General features: G+C 53.9%; 13 protein-coding genes. 2 read left to right on the plus strand and 11 right to left on the minus strand.

All coding sequences use genetic code 11. From position 1 onward, the window contains the following. Positions 1–26 precede the first annotated feature (26 nt). The 3 genes from MKZ15_RS20965 to ftsE form a co-directional block, all read right to left on the minus strand. Entirely contained in the window at positions 27–1,244 is a 1,218-nt protein-coding gene (locus MKZ15_RS20965) for a peptidoglycan DD-metalloendopeptidase family protein (protein ID WP_339817858.1), read from the minus strand. A gap of 274 nt (positions 1,245–1,518) precedes the next feature. Continuing rightward, a complete protein-coding gene (gene ftsX, locus MKZ15_RS20970; protein WP_155608195.1) occupies positions 1,519–2,433 on the minus strand; it encodes a permease-like cell division protein FtsX in 915 nt (304 codons plus the stop codon). After that, positions 2,423–3,109, minus strand: coding sequence for a cell division ATP-binding protein FtsE (ftsE, locus tag MKZ15_RS20975; RefSeq protein ID WP_193417900.1), 687 nt, complete (start codon positions 3,107–3,109; stop codon positions 2,423–2,425). Before ftsE ends, ftsX begins: the two co-directional genes overlap by 11 nt. Before the next feature lie 229 nt (positions 3,110–3,338). Here ftsE and MKZ15_RS20980 point away from each other — a divergent pair, with 229 nt between their 5' ends. Then, on the plus strand, positions 3,339–4,862 hold the full coding sequence (locus tag MKZ15_RS20980) for a VanW family protein (protein ID WP_339817861.1): 1,524 nt from the start codon (positions 3,339–3,341) through the stop codon (positions 4,860–4,862). A 255-nt stretch (positions 4,863–5,117) separates the two neighbouring features. Here the strand turns inward: MKZ15_RS20980 and MKZ15_RS20985 are convergent, their stop codons facing one another. Further along, entirely contained in the window at positions 5,118–5,783 is a 666-nt protein-coding gene (locus tag MKZ15_RS20985) for a DNA-binding response regulator (protein WP_339817863.1), read from the minus strand. Between the two features lie 328 nt (positions 5,784–6,111). On the opposite strand from MKZ15_RS20985, the gene MKZ15_RS20990 reads away from it, so the two are divergent. Continuing rightward, on the plus strand, positions 6,112–7,401 hold the full coding sequence (locus MKZ15_RS20990; RefSeq protein WP_339817864.1) for an MFS transporter: 1,290 nt from the start codon (positions 6,112–6,114) through the stop codon (positions 7,399–7,401). 185 nt (positions 7,402–7,586) lie between these two features. Here MKZ15_RS20990 and MKZ15_RS20995 read toward each other — a convergent pair whose 3' ends face one another. The 7 genes from MKZ15_RS20995 to argH all read right to left on the minus strand — a co-directional run bounded on the left by MKZ15_RS20995 (position 7,587) and on the right by argH (position 16,680). Next, positions 7,587–8,852, minus strand: coding sequence for an MFS transporter (locus tag MKZ15_RS20995; protein ID WP_155608199.1), 1,266 nt, complete (start codon positions 8,850–8,852; stop codon positions 7,587–7,589). A gap of 108 nt (positions 8,853–8,960) precedes the next feature. Next, entirely contained in the window at positions 8,961–10,511 is a 1,551-nt protein-coding gene (locus tag MKZ15_RS21000) for a DHA2 family efflux MFS transporter permease subunit (protein WP_213622157.1), read from the minus strand. Then, positions 10,508–11,263, minus strand: a complete 756-nt coding sequence (locus MKZ15_RS21005) for a polymer-forming cytoskeletal protein (RefSeq protein WP_339817870.1) — start codon at positions 11,261–11,263, stop codon at positions 10,508–10,510. The genes MKZ15_RS21000 and MKZ15_RS21005 overlap by 4 nt, the downstream gene beginning before the upstream one ends. Positions 11,264–11,291: 28 nt before the next feature. Next, positions 11,292–12,014: a hypothetical protein gene (locus tag MKZ15_RS21010; RefSeq protein WP_339817873.1), complete on the minus strand. Its 723-nt coding sequence runs from the start codon at positions 12,012–12,014 to the stop codon at positions 11,292–11,294. Continuing rightward, the gene (locus MKZ15_RS21015; protein ID WP_339817875.1) at positions 12,014–12,658 is read right to left on the minus strand and encodes a YhbD family protein; all 645 of its coding nucleotides are present in this window, start codon (positions 12,656–12,658) and stop codon (positions 12,014–12,016) included. The genes MKZ15_RS21010 and MKZ15_RS21015 overlap by 1 nt, the downstream gene beginning before the upstream one ends. A 233-nt stretch (positions 12,659–12,891) precedes the next feature. Next, positions 12,892–14,889, minus strand: coding sequence for a methyl-accepting chemotaxis protein (locus tag MKZ15_RS21020; RefSeq protein ID WP_339817878.1), 1,998 nt, complete (start codon positions 14,887–14,889; stop codon positions 12,892–12,894). Between the two features lie 375 nt (positions 14,890–15,264). Further along, on the minus strand, positions 15,265–16,680 hold the full coding sequence (gene argH, locus MKZ15_RS21025; protein ID WP_339817881.1) for an argininosuccinate lyase: 1,416 nt from the start codon (positions 16,678–16,680) through the stop codon (positions 15,265–15,267). Positions 16,681–16,931 lie beyond the last annotated feature (251 nt).

Genomic DNA, 16,931 nt, shown 5'->3' on the forward strand with positions numbered 1-16,931 from the left:
TTCGCTCGAACACTAAAGCTATTTTATTACAAATAAGGCATTGGGTCTACCGGGTTTCCGTTAATCCGGACTTCAAAGTGGCAATGCGGGCCGGTCGAGTTGCCGGTGCTTCCCACTTCGGCGATTTTTTCGCCTTTCTTGACTTGCTCGCCTTTTTCTACTTTAATTCCGCCGTTGCGGATATGGCCGTAGAGCGTCCACACGTTGTCGCCGTGGTCGATGATCACCGTATTCCCGTAACCGCTCCACCATTCTGCAACGATGACGACGCCGTCCTCAGCCGCATGGATATCCGTACCTTGGGAGGCCGCGAAATCCACGCCGGTATGTTTCTTCTTCACGCCGGTAATCGGGTGGATCCGCGTACCATATCCGGAAGAAATTCGTGCGCCGTCCACCGGCAGACCGAACGAACCGCCGTTGCCTTTGAATCCGCCCGAACCGTTAGAACTCTTTTTATATTTATAAACCTGAGCCGCCTTCAGCTTGTTCTTCTCTTGCTCCAAAGCGGCCCGTTTCGTTGCCAGTTCAATGAGGAGCGCTTCCTGCTCTTCGCTAATGTCTTCGGATTGTTCAATGTCGGCGTTGTATTTCGCGATCAGGTGCTGCTTCTCGTTCTCTTTAGATTCCAAATCGCTCTTGCGGGATTCGGCATCCGCGTAAAGCTGCTTCACTTTTGCATAGTCCTGCTTCAACTGTTGTTGCTGCTGCACGATCAGTTCCTTGTCCCGTTTGTGCTCATCCAAAAGTACATGGTCCTGGTTGGCTATCGCCTGCAAGGAGTCTGCCCGTTCCAGAAAATCAGTAAAGCTAGTGGAGGACAGCAGCACGTCCAAATAGGAAACGACGCCATCCGTATACATCAGCCGGACACGGGTATCGAGCAAATGCGAGCGTTCCTCGATCCGAGCCTGGGTCTGGTCCAATTTTTCCGCGGTCGTCCGCAAGTCTTGCTCGGTTTTATCAATGTCTAGCGAAATTTGGGTCAACTCGTTGCTGACAACCTCGATCTGCCCCATCAATTGTTTCAGGTAATTGGTGTTTTTATTAACGTAATGCTGCGCTTCTTGCTTCTGATTCGCGGCATTTTCTTGTTGCTTTTTGGCCTGTTTGGCCTGCTCCTGAAGCTGCTTCAGCTCTTTGTCGATCTGGCTGATGGTTTTCGTTTTGGCGAAGCCTTCGGTAGGTTGGAAAATGAAAGCGGCTAATGCGACAACGGTGATCGTGGTTATCCATTTCTTCAACTTTGTTTCCCCATCCTTCGTATAAGGTAGTTAAAAATACGGCTTTTGAGCGCGATGTAATTCTCCGAAGCAACTCGACGTCGAATCTTGAATTCACCCAGTCCAAGCTGATGCTTCCGAAGCCATGTTTCCTTCGGAAACATTTCAGTTGCTCACGTAGCCTCCAGCTACGCTCCGCTACTCACTCCCTAGCTTCATCCAACCTTCTTGGCGCTGAAAAGCCGGATTTTTAACCTCATTAAATTTATTAAGTTCAGCTTTTGATCGCGATACACTATACCTTCAGAAACTTCCGGATCGACATCGTACTTCCCCAAACCCCGATCAAGAATCCCAGCCCAACGAGTAATCCGCCCAATTCCAGGCCGATCTCGCTTAACGGAACCAACTGAAGGGCCAGGGTGACGTCGGCTTTCACCGAGGATACCAGTTCGTTGTAACCGAAGAACAACACGCCAACGGTGATCAGGGAACCGATCAAACCGATCATTGCGCCTTCCACGAAAAACGGCCACCGAATAAAGGTGTTCGTCGCGCCGACCAGCTTCATGATACCGATCTCACGGCGGCGGGCCAAAATCGTAACACGGATCGTATTGGAGATGAGGAACATCGCCATCAGCCCTAGGCCTGCCACAAAGGCAAAGCCGATATTGCGGATCGCCCGGGTGATTTTGAATAATTTCTCCACCGTGCCTTGTCCGTAATTGACTTTATAGATCGGCTTCTCCTCGTACTTATCGTTCAGCGCGGTAATTTTGCTTGCTACATAAGGCGCGGTCGTCGGCTCGATGACCTGCACTTCGAACGTATCAGGGATCGGGTTCGTCGTTTCATCGTAACCCTCCAACAAGTCCTTGCCTTCCTCGCCAAGCTTTTCCCGGAAATCCTTCAAGCCTTCGGCCTTGGGGATCAGCGTGACTTTGCTGACTTCTTCCATCGAGCCAATATCGTTATATACCTGATCGCGTACAGCTTCGGTCACATTTGTGTTCAGATAGGCCTTGATCTGCACCTGGCTGTCCGCCTCATCGGCAAACGAATTGACATTTAGCACAAGCAGGGTAAACACGCCTAAGATCAGCAGCGAAACGATAATCGAGGTCACGGACGCCACCGACATCCAGCCGTTACGGAACACGCTCTTCGCGCCCTCCCGCAAATGCCGCAAGAAGGTGCTAATATTCATAACCGTATTCCCCTCTCAGCTGGTCTCGCACGATATTGCCGTGTTCGATCGCGATGACGCGTTTGCGCATCGTGTTCACAATCTCTTTGTTGTGGGTAGCCATAACGATGGTAGTTCCGCGGAAATTGATTTCATCCAACAGCTGCATGATCCCCCAGGAGGTCTCGGGATCGAGGTTCCCCGTGGGCTCGTCCGCAATAATGACGGACGGATTATTCACGATCGCCCGGGCGATCGCCACACGTTGCTGCTCTCCGCCGGAAAGTTGGGAAGGATCGCGGTTGGCTTTATTTTTCAGCCCGACGAGGTCGAGCACTTCCATCACGCGTTTCTTGATGATCTTCTTGGGGGCTTCGATGACCTCCAAAGCAAAGGCGACATTCTCGTAGGCCGACAGCTTCGGAAGCAGCCGAAAATCCTGAAAAATAACCCCGATATTTCGGCGCACATAGGGAATTTTGCGAGGTTTGAGCTTGCCAATGTTAAAGCCATTGACGGAAATTTGCCCTTTGGTAGGCACTTCTTCCCGGTAAATTAGTTTCATGAAGGTCGATTTCCCTGCACCGGAGGGACCAACTAAATACACGAATTCATTACGGTCGATTTTGATCGAAACGCCTTTAAGGGCGTGGGTTCCATTCGGATACGTCTTCCAGACATCCTGCATTTCTATCACTTAATCACGTCCTAGATCTATGATTCCGTTCTATAGATGACCCTTTTTTACATTCGACATGTTCCTGCCAAATCCTTTAAAACCTGAGTAATTTCCTTGAAGTCCGATTTTTATTGTAACAAAGATGTTACCTCTTGAGTACCCGAAAGTTTCCGACATTTTGATCATACATATGGTTGTACAACGTTCTTTTCTATTAAATATAGGTCTTTAGATAAAGGAGCCGGTTATGAAAAAGAAACATTTGGCAGTGATCTTCCTCTGTGTCGGCCTCCTCGGCACGGCGTTTTGGGGAGCGTTAACTTTATATGTCTCGCAGGACAGCTTGCCGTCAGGTACCCTTGTGGCCGGATTGGAGTTGAGCCGACGCCATCGGGCGGAAGCCTTGCAACTGCTCGACCAGGAAATCGCCGCATTGAGCCGAAAGCAAGTAGTGTTTACGGTGGACGGCAGTGTGAAAACGATGACTTGGGTGGAGGCAGGGGTTACGTTTGGAGCGGAACCGTTTAGGGAGGAGGTACGTCGGCTGGGGGAGGGATCTTTATGGGAGCGACTCCAGACAAGAAGGAATTTTGATCGACAGTGGATGCTTACCATAACTTTTGATCCTCGGAAGCTGCAAACGGTGTTTACCCCTGAATGGGAAAAATCCCAGTTTGGCTCTCCGGTCAATGCCGTGCGGACGATCACTACGGACGATCAGATCCGTTACCAGCCGGGAACCGCTGTGAAACGCATCGATTGGAACCGCTTGTTGGAGATCGTACCGACGCGGCTCGGGGAGGAAGTGCGCCGATTGGAAAGTCATTCATGGCGTAAACCGATGCCGACACAGGAGGCATTATCGTTGTCGAGCCAGCTTCCCACAATGCGATTTACCGTGCCGCTGAAAACCGTGCAGCCCAAGATCACCGTGGATCTACTCAAAAAGGAAGGAATCCGCCGCAAAATCGTCCAATTCTCCACCAGTCTGCGGACCAGCGGGGTCGGACGGGTACATAACGTCGACTCAGCGGCCCGCAGCATCGATGGGACTGTGCTGGCCCCGGGCGAGATTTTCGATTATGGCGAAGCGATCGAATATGCCGAGAAGACGTTTGGGTTCCAAGAAGCCCCGGTTATATTTGGGGGCAGGCTAGTGCCCGGGGTCGGGGGCGGGATCTGTCAGGTGTCGAGCACCCTCTACAATGCGGCAGTTCGTGCCGGGCTGTCGATCGTGGAGCGGCGGAACCATTCCCTGCCGGTCAGCTATTTGCCTAAGGGGCAGGACGCGACGTTCGCTAAAGGCTACATTAACTTCCGCTTCAAGAACACCTCTGGGCACCATCTCTTAATCCGCGCCACGGTGGAAAATCGCCAACTCACCGTTAAACTGTTCGGCGATATCCCGGAAAACGTCAGCTACTCGCTCGAATCCCGTACGACGGAGATCATCCCTCCACCAAACAAATTTGTGGCGAATGCCTCCCTCCCAGCCGGAAGCCGTCAGGTGCTCGTACGCGGGAAACAGGGGTATGTCGTTGAAACGTATCGGATCAAAATGGTGAACGGCCGCACGGTCGACCGCATGCTGCTCTCCAAGGACACGTACCCGGCTCAGCCGACAGTGATCGCCGTGCGCGATACTAAGGGTGGCGCGGCAGGCGGCGGCAACTCCAACAATAGCAATAGGAGCGGTCGTCCCGAGGGCACGCCGTCGGAGCGCCCTCCCAAACAACTTTTAGAGGACGGCGTGAACGGTCCGAATTTCTAGGGGGGGGCACTCGCCCCCCCCACCCATTAACCCACTGATCGCCCGTTATAACGGTAAAAAAGGGCGCTATTTCGCCAAATTCACACCTCCTTACCGAAATAAGGGAATATTATGGCGTTATTTTACGATTTGAAGTCAATACTCGCGACGTTCGCGACTTTCCGCCTGTAATAAGGACATTTTTTACCGTTATTTCCCCGGAAATTGTCTTGGCGAGTCAAATAAGACCATAAAACGGCGCTATTTCTTCCCAAGTTACAAGATAAGCCGTTTGGCGTCGAGTGAAAGCTGATAAGAACGTACTCGTACGCTTCCGCTAGCGGGTTGGATCCACCGTTTCTCCGACAATTGCCGCAGCCATTTGCGCGCCGTTTTGTTCTCCACTCCCATCGTCAAGCAAATATCCCCCGGTGTTAAGGGTCTACCCACTCGTAGGAACAGACGAATTAGCTCCTTCTCATGGTAGTTAGCCTGAAATAAAGTCTCCCCCTCTCCCAACCACCTTCCCATAAACTGCTGCAGTGTCTGTTGGCAGTAGCGAGGGTTGTCGCTGACGTCATCGTAGGTAAAGCGCAGCACTTTCCAACCATCCAGAATCAGGTCGTTTTGCCGCCGACATTGGTCCGAGAAGCGGTCACGGCTGATGTTTCGTAAGTGAGGGCCAAACCCGTCGATTTCGATCGCCAGTTGTACTCCCGAGCGAAGGTAAGCAAAGTCGAGATAGCGCATCCCATCTTTAAAGTCCGTCACCTCATATTCGGGATGAAGATGGCGAAAATGCCCGAAGGCGGGCCACCACACTTTTTCGACAAAAGCCTTCTCTGCGTGCCCATGGCCCTCCCGCAGCCTCCGTTCCCTCTCGCCTTCCCGATGACTCAAATGATCGCTGAGCCACAATGCATACGTCTCCTGAAACCCCATCTCATTAACCTCCCCGTAGAAAATAAAAACGCCTTTCGTCGACGGATATTTCATCCGACAACAAAAGGCGTGTGCTTCACGACTAGGTTACTTGTTCTATGTCCCATTCTACCACAAGCCTGCGAAATCTTTCCACTTCTCCATTAGTTAGTTTACTCGTAAATAGCTGTAGTTCTCCGCGCTGACGTCTGAGTTGCCGCACAAAGTAACTTGAAGTATACTGAACTGCGTCTGACGTATCTCGTCAAGTCAGCGATCAATTCACTGCATAAAATAACCATTCAAATCTCTAAACTAGAGTAACAGAGCGAAGGAGGCTTCCTTTCATATGAATAAAACGATCGTCCCCGCCTTGCCTCGGGAACGCGGCGCCTCCGTTTGGTTGCTGGTCACCGCGGTTCTGCTAACCGCCGCCGCCTTGCGGTCCCCTATCACCGGGGTTGGCGCCATCATCGGCGAGATCGAAGCGGCCACGGGCTTGTCGCACACGCTGTCGGGTATGCTGACGACGCTCCCGCTGATCGCCTTCGCAGTGTTTGCGTTGGCTGCGCCGGGCTTGTCCGCGAAGTTCGGCATCGAGCGAACGTTATTCTTCAGCATGATCCTGATGACCGGCGGTATTCTCGTCCGTTCGCTGCCGTCAGTGACCGCGTTATTTGCCGGTACCGCGCTAATCGGCATCGCCATCGCCATCGGCAACGTGCTGTTGCCCGGCCTGATCAAACGCGATTTCCCGCAACAAGTCGGGCTGATGACCAGCCTGTTCACCACGTGCCTGACCTTCTGGGCGGCGATCTCCTCCGGGATCAGCGTGCCGCTATCCCAAGGCCCGCTCGGGTGGCGCGGCGCGTTAACCATTTGGGTTGCGTTGACAGCGGTCAGCGCCCTCGTCTGGCTACCATTGCTCCCACGGCTTGACAAAGCATCCGGGCGCAACGGCCAGACCACGGGCGCAAGCCACTCCCGCATCTCAGAGGTGGGAGTGGCCACCGACCCGGCGAGCCGCCCATCGACCCAAGGCGAAGCCACCGGCACACGCTTCCGCATATGGCGCTCTCCGGTCGCTTGGCTGGTGACGATGTTTATGGGCTTCCAGTCGATCCTGTTTTACGTCAGTATCTCCTGGCTGCCGGATATCCTGCAGGAGCGCGGAATGAGCGCCGAACAAGCCGGTTGGATGCTGTCGCTCATGCAACTGATCAGTATGGCCGGTTCGTTCTTGATGCCGCTGCTCGCCGCGCGGTCCAACAGCCAGAAATGGCTGACCGCCGCCACCGCCGCCTTATGCGTGATCGGCTTTGGCGGCATCTGGGCAGGGCCGGTCTCGCTGGCCGCTCTCTTCATCCTCTTGCTCGGGATCGGCTCCGGCTCAACCTTCGGCCTTGCGATCGTCTTCTTCTCGCTTCGCTCACGGACGACGGAGCAGGCCAGCGCCCTGTCGGGTATGGCGCAATCGGTCGGTTATGTACTTGCCGCGTTCGGGCCTACGCTGTTCGGCTATCTCCACGACTTTAGCGGTAGCTGGGATACTCCGCTTGCCGTGATTACCGGAGTATCGATCTTAACCGCCCTGTTCGGCTACGCCGCCGGCCGCAAAGGATATGTCGACGCCGCATAGGCGCAGACCGTAAACCGACCGATTACCCGTCCCCGCGGCCCTGTCGGTTGTCCGAATGTTGCACTTTCTGCAACATTCCGCCCCACCACCTTCACCTCATCCCAACGCAAAAAAAGCTGTCCCGGACGGGGCCCCTATTACAATTACAGGACCTCCGAAGGACAGCTTTTCTTTACCTCCAAACCTCAGCTCGTAGGCTGTTCGCCTAACTGCGGCTGTTGCTGCAGCGCCGGCTTATGTTTGAAGATCGGCACCAGAATCATCGCACCTAGCAACATGATGATGCCGGATACAGCGTAAATCCCGACGAGCGGGAAGATGGTCTTCAGCACGCCGGACAACGACATCATGATGACCATCATCCCCATGAACATCGGACTCAATACACCGTTGACCCGGCCTACATAAGACTGTTCCGTCCATTGCAGGATCATCGTGTTGATCCCGATCTGGATGCAAGGGAACGTCAGACCGTTCAGGAACTGCAGCACCAGGGTTAACGGAACACTGGTCGACAGCCCCATGCCTACGATACAGACGGCGCTAATCGCCATCCCGAAGGCAAGCAGGACTTGGGGGGGAACTTTTTTGGCCAAGCCCATAATTGCACCGCCGCCAATCAACATCGCTACACCGTTAACCGCCAGAAGAAATTGTAGGAATTCCTTAGGCTGGCCCAACCGTTCGGTGACGACGAACAACCCCAGCGTCTGGATGATCCCGACGGAGAAGCCAGCGATCGCGAACGTCGCGCCCAGCACTTTCAATACGGGGCTACGCCATACATACCGGAAGCCGTCCGCCAGTTCTTTGCGGATATTTCCGGTTTGCTCGCGCTTTGCCTCTTGCTCCTCATCCGCCGGAAGCCGGAACAGTACCAAAGCGGAGATCAGGAACGCCACGCCCATAACGCCAATCGACACGTAGATCCCAAATTGGTGGTAAGAGAATATCCCCAGCGACGGCCCAATGACCATGAAAATGGCTACCAGCGACTGGAACAACGCCATTCCCTGTTGCACCTTCTCCGGATGAACATGCTGCTTGAACAGCTTCATCACCGATGGCTGCGAGAACTGCGACAGAATCGCCGAAATGAAGGTCGCAAAATAGACCGCTTCCCACGATTCATACAGCAAGGTCAACAGCACGGCGAATACCGAGATCGCGGACAGGAAGTCGCACCAGATCATCGTCCGCTTCGGCTTCCACCGGTCGGCGAACGCTCCGCCGATGAAGGAGAACACAAAAATCGGTGCAAATTCGACGACAGAAATCAGCGAGATCGCAAGCGGATCGTTGTTGGTCTGATCTGTTACGAACATCAGAATCGCAAAGTTACGGACCCAGATCCCGATCTGCAAAAACAGGTTGGAGATTAGGATCGTCTGGTAGAACCGGTTCCGGAACAAACTGCCGGAAGCGGGTAAAGCCTGTGAATTATGACTCATCTTCTAAACACCTCATTACTTCTTAACTTGCTAGGATGAACTATTGATTATCCATATTTCATAGAGTGATGTCAAATGTTTCTTTTAATCCCTTGTTTCCGGAAAAGATTACTTAGAGGCCGCCGGCTTAGCTTCTTGTACGATAGCGGCTCCCGGCCCATACCCCATCATTTTGGCGTTGCCCATAAAGCACACCGTGATCAACGCCAGCACAGCCGGCACTAGCGTCCACCAAAACATCGTCGTGATCGACGTCGACAGGCCGCCCACAATCTGCTCCAGAACAGGAGCCGGAATCGCCTTGCGCGCTTCGGAGGCGAGCAGCGTCCGAGGATCGTCCATGGATGGTAATCCTTCCGCCCCGCCGCCCATAGCGGACAGCGATTCGCTTAACCGGTTCGCAAATAGGTTGCGTTGCACAATCCCGAACACGGTAATTCCCACCGTCATCCCAAGCGAGCGAATGAATGACATGGTTGAGCTGGCCGCTCCCCGTTGCGAAGGTCCGAAATCTTGAATCGCGGACATCCCCAGCACGGAGAACGAGAACCCGACGCCAAATCCCGCAATCGCCATATAGATCGACAGCAGAGTTTTGGTTGTGTCCGGCGTGATCGTCGCGAGCAAAGCAATCCCTGCCATAAAGATGATCGCCGACAACACCATGACGTTACGGAAGCTGGTGCGCTGCACGAGGAAGCCCCCAACTTGGGAAGCGACCACGGAACTCAGCGTCATCGGCAGCAAGATTAAGCCGGAATTAGTTGCCGTACCGCCTGTTACCCCTTGCACAAACAAAGGAATATACACGGAAGCAGCGATAAACGCAGCGCCGTAAAACAATCCGGCCAGGTTACTGCTGGCAAACAGACGTTTGCGGAACATCCCGAAGGAAATAATCGGCTCCTCCGCCTTCCGTTCGACTAACAGGAAGGTGGTAAACAGCACGGCAAAGGCCGCGAACAGTCCCAGAATCTGTCCGGAATCCCAGGCGTACAGCTGCCCGCCCAGCTCCAGCGCAAACATCAGGGCGACGATCGAGCCGATCAAGGTCAATGCGCCCCACCAATCGATACGCTGTTTGGCATGGACGGCCGATTCCCGATAAAAGGCCAGAATCAGGAACAGCGCGAGGATGCCAAGCGGAATATTGATGTAGAAATTCCAACGCCAGTTCAGATGGTCGGTGATAAAGGCGCCAAGCAGGGGGCCTGCAAGGCTGGAGATCCCAAATACCGCGCCGAATAGCCCCCCCATGGCGCCGCGTTTTTCCACCGGGAATACGTCAAACACGATGGCAAACGCGATCGGCATCAACGCCCCGCCCCCGATCCCCTGGATCGCGCGGTAGATGCTAAGCTGCACGATGGTGTCAGCCGTACCGCATAACACGGATCCCAGCAAAAACATAGCAATACCAAAGACAAAAAATCGTTTGCGCCCATACATGTCGGACAGCTTACCAAAGATCGGCATCGCCGCCATTTCGGCGACCATGTACGCCGAGGTGACCCAGACGTATTTGTCCAGGCCGCCCAGCTCGGATACGATGGTTGCCATTGCGGTGGACACGATGGTATTATCCATCGCGGCCATTAAAATGCCGAGCAGCAGACCGGCGACCACGAAGCCGAGACGGCTGTTTTGTTGCGCGTTCATCCCTCGTTCCTCCAAACGTTCAGGTGTTCCCCCACTTCCGCGTGCGGGTCCTGATGATAGTGTTTTGTATATTCCACGAGCCGGATCCGGCAGCCGGGACCAATCGAGACGTCCCCGCCGCGCACGATATCGGCTACGGTATTTTCCAAACGAATAACATCGCCTTCGATGATGCTTGCCTGCATTCCCGGCGTCCCCCAGGACTTGAATAGCGCCACCCACTTCCATGTCGGATGCGGGGCGATGCGGATCTGCCCGCCGACGATTTCACTCGTCTGACTACGGCCGAACATCGCGATTTCAACGCGCTCGGCATTGATCGTCCCTTGAGATTGGATGGCTCCTTTTAGGCGTAAACGCTCAGCTTGGCAGTCGCCCGTCAACTCGCAGCTCCCATACAAGCCGATGTCCTCGCCGGTGATGCCGCCATCGATACGGATCTCCCCGTTGAGCCGAGCTTTGTCAGCTTGCAGACCGCCCCGGACACTTAAATTACCGGTCAAGTTCAGTTCTTCACCGCCCATCGGACCGGACACAACGATTGTGCCCGTGGCCTTCACCGTCCCGACACGTAAACCGCCGTCGACCTCCAGCGTTCCCGTGCAGGTCAGGGTTCGGCAATCGACATCCCCGTTGATATCGCCTTCGCCGACGATTTTGATCTTATTGAACACTCCGCCGTTTGACGTCCCGTTGCCGACAATTTTCAAATCGGCACTGCGGTCACGGTCATTCTGTACTTGTACGGCCATCCCCGTTCCCTCCTGTTTCATCATCGATTTATTTCTGTTCTGCGCGTCCCACCGAGGCCTGCGGCGAAACCTCATAACGTTCCTTATATTCCACAAGGCCAATCTCGCAGCCCGGTCCGATCACGACCGAATTGCCACGGACCACATCCGCCTTGGTGCCTTCCAGTTGAATGTCGTCCCCCTCGATCACGCCTGCCGTTAACCGGGAGGCTCGCAGCGGGGACAGATAGTCTAGCAGCCGTTTGCCCTTGCGCTGCCGCACGACGATGGACTCCCCACCGATCTCTTTGGCGTGGCTAGGGCCTTCCAGGTCGATCGTCAAGCGTCCGGCATTCAGCATGCCGCCAACCTGAAGCTGACCGTAAACCTCGGCTTCCTCGAACTCGGCGCTGCTTTCCAGCCTTAAGGCGCCATCCACTTTGGCCGTCTCCCCGGTAACGGAACCTCCGACCTTGAGGATCCCCCGGACATATAACCGAGAGAACCGTACGTCCCGGCCGACTTTAAACATCCCGTCCAGCTCGAACCTTCCGCCTCGCAGTGACTCTTCCGATGAGCCGGTACCGTTCAGCCGAAACTCGCCCGCGTCGATCGTCCCTTTGATCTTCAGCGTCCCGTTAGCCCCCAAAGACTCGCAGGTGACATCTCCGTTCAACGTAGCAATCCCTTCAGCCTGTATTTTTCGATACGCGCCGCCGTACGCCTGACCCACCCCGTTGATTTTCAAATCCTTGACGCTTCGTTCCGCCATTACCCTTCACTCCCGCTCACCAATAGTTTCAATTCCTCCGTGCAGCGCGCCAGTGAAAGACGGGCCACCATCCTAACGCTGCGGTCCATATAAAGCTCGGCATCCCCCGGCACTAGGATAAAAGCAGCCACCCCCATTTTACGAGTGAGACGAACGCCGCATTCCTGACCGGCCAAGCCAGGTAAATATTCTTCCAGTGTCTGAACCAGTAAACGCCCTTCCTCCAGCGAAATATCTCCGCTTTGCAGCAGCTTGTCGAGCACGTAAACGGTCAAAATTCGGTCAAAGGTAAACAGCGACTTCCTCTCGGCCGACCCTATGGTCTCGATATATAAATTCAAAGATGTTGACGTAACAATGTTTCGGTCGAGCAAGTCACCTGCGCTCAGACGAATATCCCCCGGACTCGGTGAAAAGACGTCCGCCAATGCATCCAGCGATAAATCGTCCTTCATGCCCAGAATTCGGTCGATACGCTGCAGGATTTTCTCCCTTGGAAAAAACGTCTCCTGTCCCGTAAAAGACGACTTGCGGATAAACCACTGCTCCGGGATCAGGTTCTTGCGCTTCCAGCGATACAACTGCCCGTACGAAATGCCCGTCAGATCAAGCAATTCCTTCTTGGAGATCAATTCCTCACTCATTGTCATGCTCCTTTCTCGCTCCAACAACGTAACATAACATTGTTACGTTGTAAAGCGGACATGAGCGGATACCGAGCAAGAGCGTTGCTGCTATTCATCTTAATCGACTTCCCTGCGACCTCCATCCGTCTCGAGGCGGATTTACATCCCCGGCCCAAGGTGGAAATTGAGCTAAAGAAATAGCCCCCTTCGCCAATGTTAATGGCTCAGGGGGCTAGAAATGCCTCTATAAGTTATAACTTAAACCGGTCGATCTGGGCATGCATATCCGCTGCCATCCGTGCCAAGCCATCCGAAGCGGAGGAGATTTCCTCCATGGAAGCCAGTTGTTCTTCGGTCGCAGCTGTTACGCCTTGGAAGCTCTCCATGCTGCTGGCCGAGGTTGCGGCGATCTGTTCGACAGAGTGCGCAATTTCATCGGCACTAGCCGACATTTGCTGCGTTATGGCAGACACCTCGTGAATCTGCTCCGAGATGCGCTGCGTGGAACGTTCGATCGCCTGGAATGCCGTTTGCGCTTCCTCGGTCACCGACATCCCCCGCTCAACATTGGCACTCACTTTGCGATCCATCATTTCATAAGCCTTGCCGGTCAATTCAGTCATCCGTGCTATGTGCTGTCGAATCATTTCCGCCGTCGATCCTGACTGTTCCGCCAGTTTACGCACCTCACCCGCAACAACCGCGAAGCCGCGTCCCTCTTCACCGGCACGCGCAGCTTCAATCGCCGCATTAAGCGCCAGCAGGTTGGTTTGATTGGCGATCTCCGTGATCGCGCTGCTCATCCCGGCAACCTGCCCGCTGAGCTCATTCATTTGCTGCATCAGCTCCGCCGATTCCAACGTCGATCTGCGGATTTCTTCCATCTGCAAGCCGACGAGATTTACCCTCTCGCTCCCCTCCCGAACATCCCCTACTGTCTGAATCGAAGACTCGACGATCATGCCGGACGCTTCAGCGATTTTCCGGATACCCTGAGACATTTCATCCATCGTACCGGCACTTTCCGCCGAAGTGGAGGCTTGTTTCTCCGCCTGATCGGAAGCGTTCTGAACCAGCTCGGCGACATATTCCACCGCCTTGGCATTCTGTTCCGTTCCCGCGGTTAGTTCTTCGCTGGAGGCAGCGAGTTGGCTTGCGGTTTCGGACATCTCCTGCACCATTTGCCGCAAGGAGGCCAGCATCCCGTTGTAGTTCGCGGCCAATTGTCCGATTTCATCCTTCCGCTTTGTGCTTACATCCTCGTTCAAGTAACCTTCACTAACTCGTTTAGCCGAACGGTTCAACTGCTCGATTGGACGCGTGATGTTAAGGATGACGATGAACAACAGAACACCGGCAACCACTAAGGAGACAGCCAGAACAATCAGGGAGGTCCACATAATCGGCAACGACGCGTCACTGAATTCCTGCACATCCAGAACTCCTACGATTTTGAAACCCGTCAACTTATTTGTCGTAAAAAACGCGCTTTCCTCCGTCCCGGATACCGGGTCGATATAATTCATGTAGCCCGATTCTGCCGCATGAATTTGAGAAAGGTGATCACCGACGGCCTCTTCGCCGACCGCGCTAGTTGGGTGCGTGACAAACTTGTTCGTGCGGTCCACGATATAGACAAATCCGTGTTCTCCCAAGCGAATGGCACTAACATCCTGGTTCAAATTCGCAAGGTCTAGGGCGACCGTGATCGCTCCTTGATGGTCCTTCAGCGCACGGCTGATATACAGGTTGTAATTTCCGGTCGTTGCGGATATGAACGGATCGATAATGACCGTCTCCTCTGGTCTTTCCAACGAGGCTTTGTACCAATCCCGCTCCCGAGGGTCATAATCCTGCTTGCCGGGATCAGGGGCTTTCATCCAGGCTCCGTTCTGATTCCCGACAACCATAATTTCGAGTTCCGGGTGTTTCTCTACGAACAAATCGATTAATGCCCGCAGCTCGGGGGAATGGGAATCCACCTGGGCCGATTCAATTTGCTGGACCAATTGCTCTACATTTCGAACCTCTGCCTCCACGATCTGCGTGATCGAATCGTTGAGCAGGTTCACATTCGATTGCGTGCTGGCGTCCATTTTCTCATGCAATTGCTTACTGGCCCGATTATAGCTCGTGTAAGAGATCACCAGGTTGGGTACGACCAGCAGTACAGCAAATATAATCAACAGCCGGTTACGTAGCGTCCTGACTTCCACCAATTTCCGAATCCTTGTAAACAGTTGCTTCATGCTTTGTTATCTCCTTTTATTTTAATGGACATCCTGTCGGCTCTTGCTGTATGCCAGGGGTCGATCAACTGCAAAAAGACTGTACCGGGATGTCAACCAATTCTGATTTATTCAGCGTTCATACAATAGATTTTCCGCGTTGGCAGTGATCAATCTAACCTTTATTTCGACAAATTGCGACCATATCTTTAGTTATTTTCAGAAATTTTCGTCATATTTCGTGAAATTTCTTGTGGTTTCCTGATAAATTTCAAACTATGAACACAGTCTTCCAACTGGACCAAACACCGTCGGCTGAACACAAAAAAACAGCCGTTCGCCCGAGGGCGTGGCTGTTTCTGATAGGGCACAAGACCTCACCGTGAGGTCCTTCGCTTATTTACTTTTTTCCGCGTATTCTTGAGTCCACGCACGACCTGCTTCCAACTTACTTTCTGCACGTTCGATCGCCGCCGTGACTTGAGGAGTCGCCGTCCCGCCGTAAACGTTACGGGCATTCACGACGCTCTCCGGCTGCAGCACCGCATAGATGCTGTCGTCGAACAGCGGCGAAAACCGCTTGAATTCCTCCAGCGTCAGGTCCAGCAAATATTTGCCGTTCTGGATGCAATACAGCACGGTTTTGCCGATGACCTCGTGCGCCTGGCGGAAAGGCAGACCCTTGTTCGCCAGGAAGTCGGCGATGTCGGTCGCGTTGGAGAAGTCCTGATTCACCGCCTCGCGCATCCGCTCCTTGTTCACCTTCATCGTGGCGATCATCGGCGCAAAGAGCTGCAACGCTCCCTGCAGGGTAGCGACCGTATCGAACATGCCTTCCTTGTCTTCTTGCATGTCCTTGTTGTACGCCAGCGGCAGTGACTTCAGCACGGTCAACAACCCCATCAGGTTACCGTACACACGCCCCGTTTTGCCGCGAACCAGCTCCGGCACATCCGGGTTTTTCTTCTGCGGCATAATGCTGCTACCGGTGCAAAAGGCATCGTCCAGCTCGATGAAGCGAAACTCCGTGCTGCTCCATAGGACCAGCTCCTCGCTGAGGCGCGAGAGATGCATCATCAGAATGGAAGCGTCGGCAAGGAACTCAACGATAAAGTCGCGGTCGCTAACCGCATCGAGACTGTTCTCATACACGCCATCAAAATGCAGCTGCTCGGCCACGAAATGGCGATCGATCGGGAACGTCGTTCCCGCTAACGCTCCCGCGCCCAGCGGCAGTACATTGATCCGCTTGTAGCTGTCCTGCAAGCGTTCGATGTCGCGCTGGAACATGGACACATACGCCAGCAGATGATGGGCGAACAGGATCGGTTGCGCCCGCTGCAGATGGGTGTACCCCGGCACAATCGTATCGAGATTGGCTTTGGCTTGTCCTAGCAGCGCCTCCTGCAGCTCTTGCAGTAGGCCCACGAACTCCACCACCCGCTTACGCAGGTAGAGGTGCATATCCGTAGCCACCTGGTCATTGCGGCTGCGTCCGGTGTGCAGCTTCCCGCCGACCGAACCGACCTCGTCGATCAACTGCTTCTCGATGTTCATATGGATGTCTTCGTCCGACACGGAATATTCCAGCTCGCCGCGGCGGATTTTGAGCAGAACCTGATGCAGGCCTTCCTTAATCTTCTCGACGTCCTCTTCCGGCAAAATCCCGCATTTGCCTAGCATGGTGACATGCGCGAGACTCCCCTGCACATCCTCCTCCGCCAGCGCTTTATCAAACCCGATGGAGGCGGTATATTCCTCAACTAAACGGTTGGTCTGCTTCGTAAAGCGACCACCCCACAGCTTGCTCACCTGACCCACTCCTTAACTCGAAACTTGCTTGTTATCCGTCAACCCGAAGAAATATATTCGATTTTTCGAGTACATTTCCTCGCAAACGTCCGAAATTATAGATTCTATTCGAAAAATCATACAGATTCCCGCCTAAGCCTCGCATAATGCACCATTATATACGAAATTTCATGCACATGAAGGTCCAAACACCGGGTACCGGCGAATTGTATTCGATTTTTCGAATAGATTTAAGAAACTCGAAGCTCGAA

Origin of the sequence: Paenibacillus sp. FSL R7-0216, from assembly GCF_037969915.1 — a bacterium.
GTDB lineage: Bacteria > Bacillota > Bacilli > Paenibacillales > Paenibacillaceae > Fontibacillus > Fontibacillus rhizolycopersici.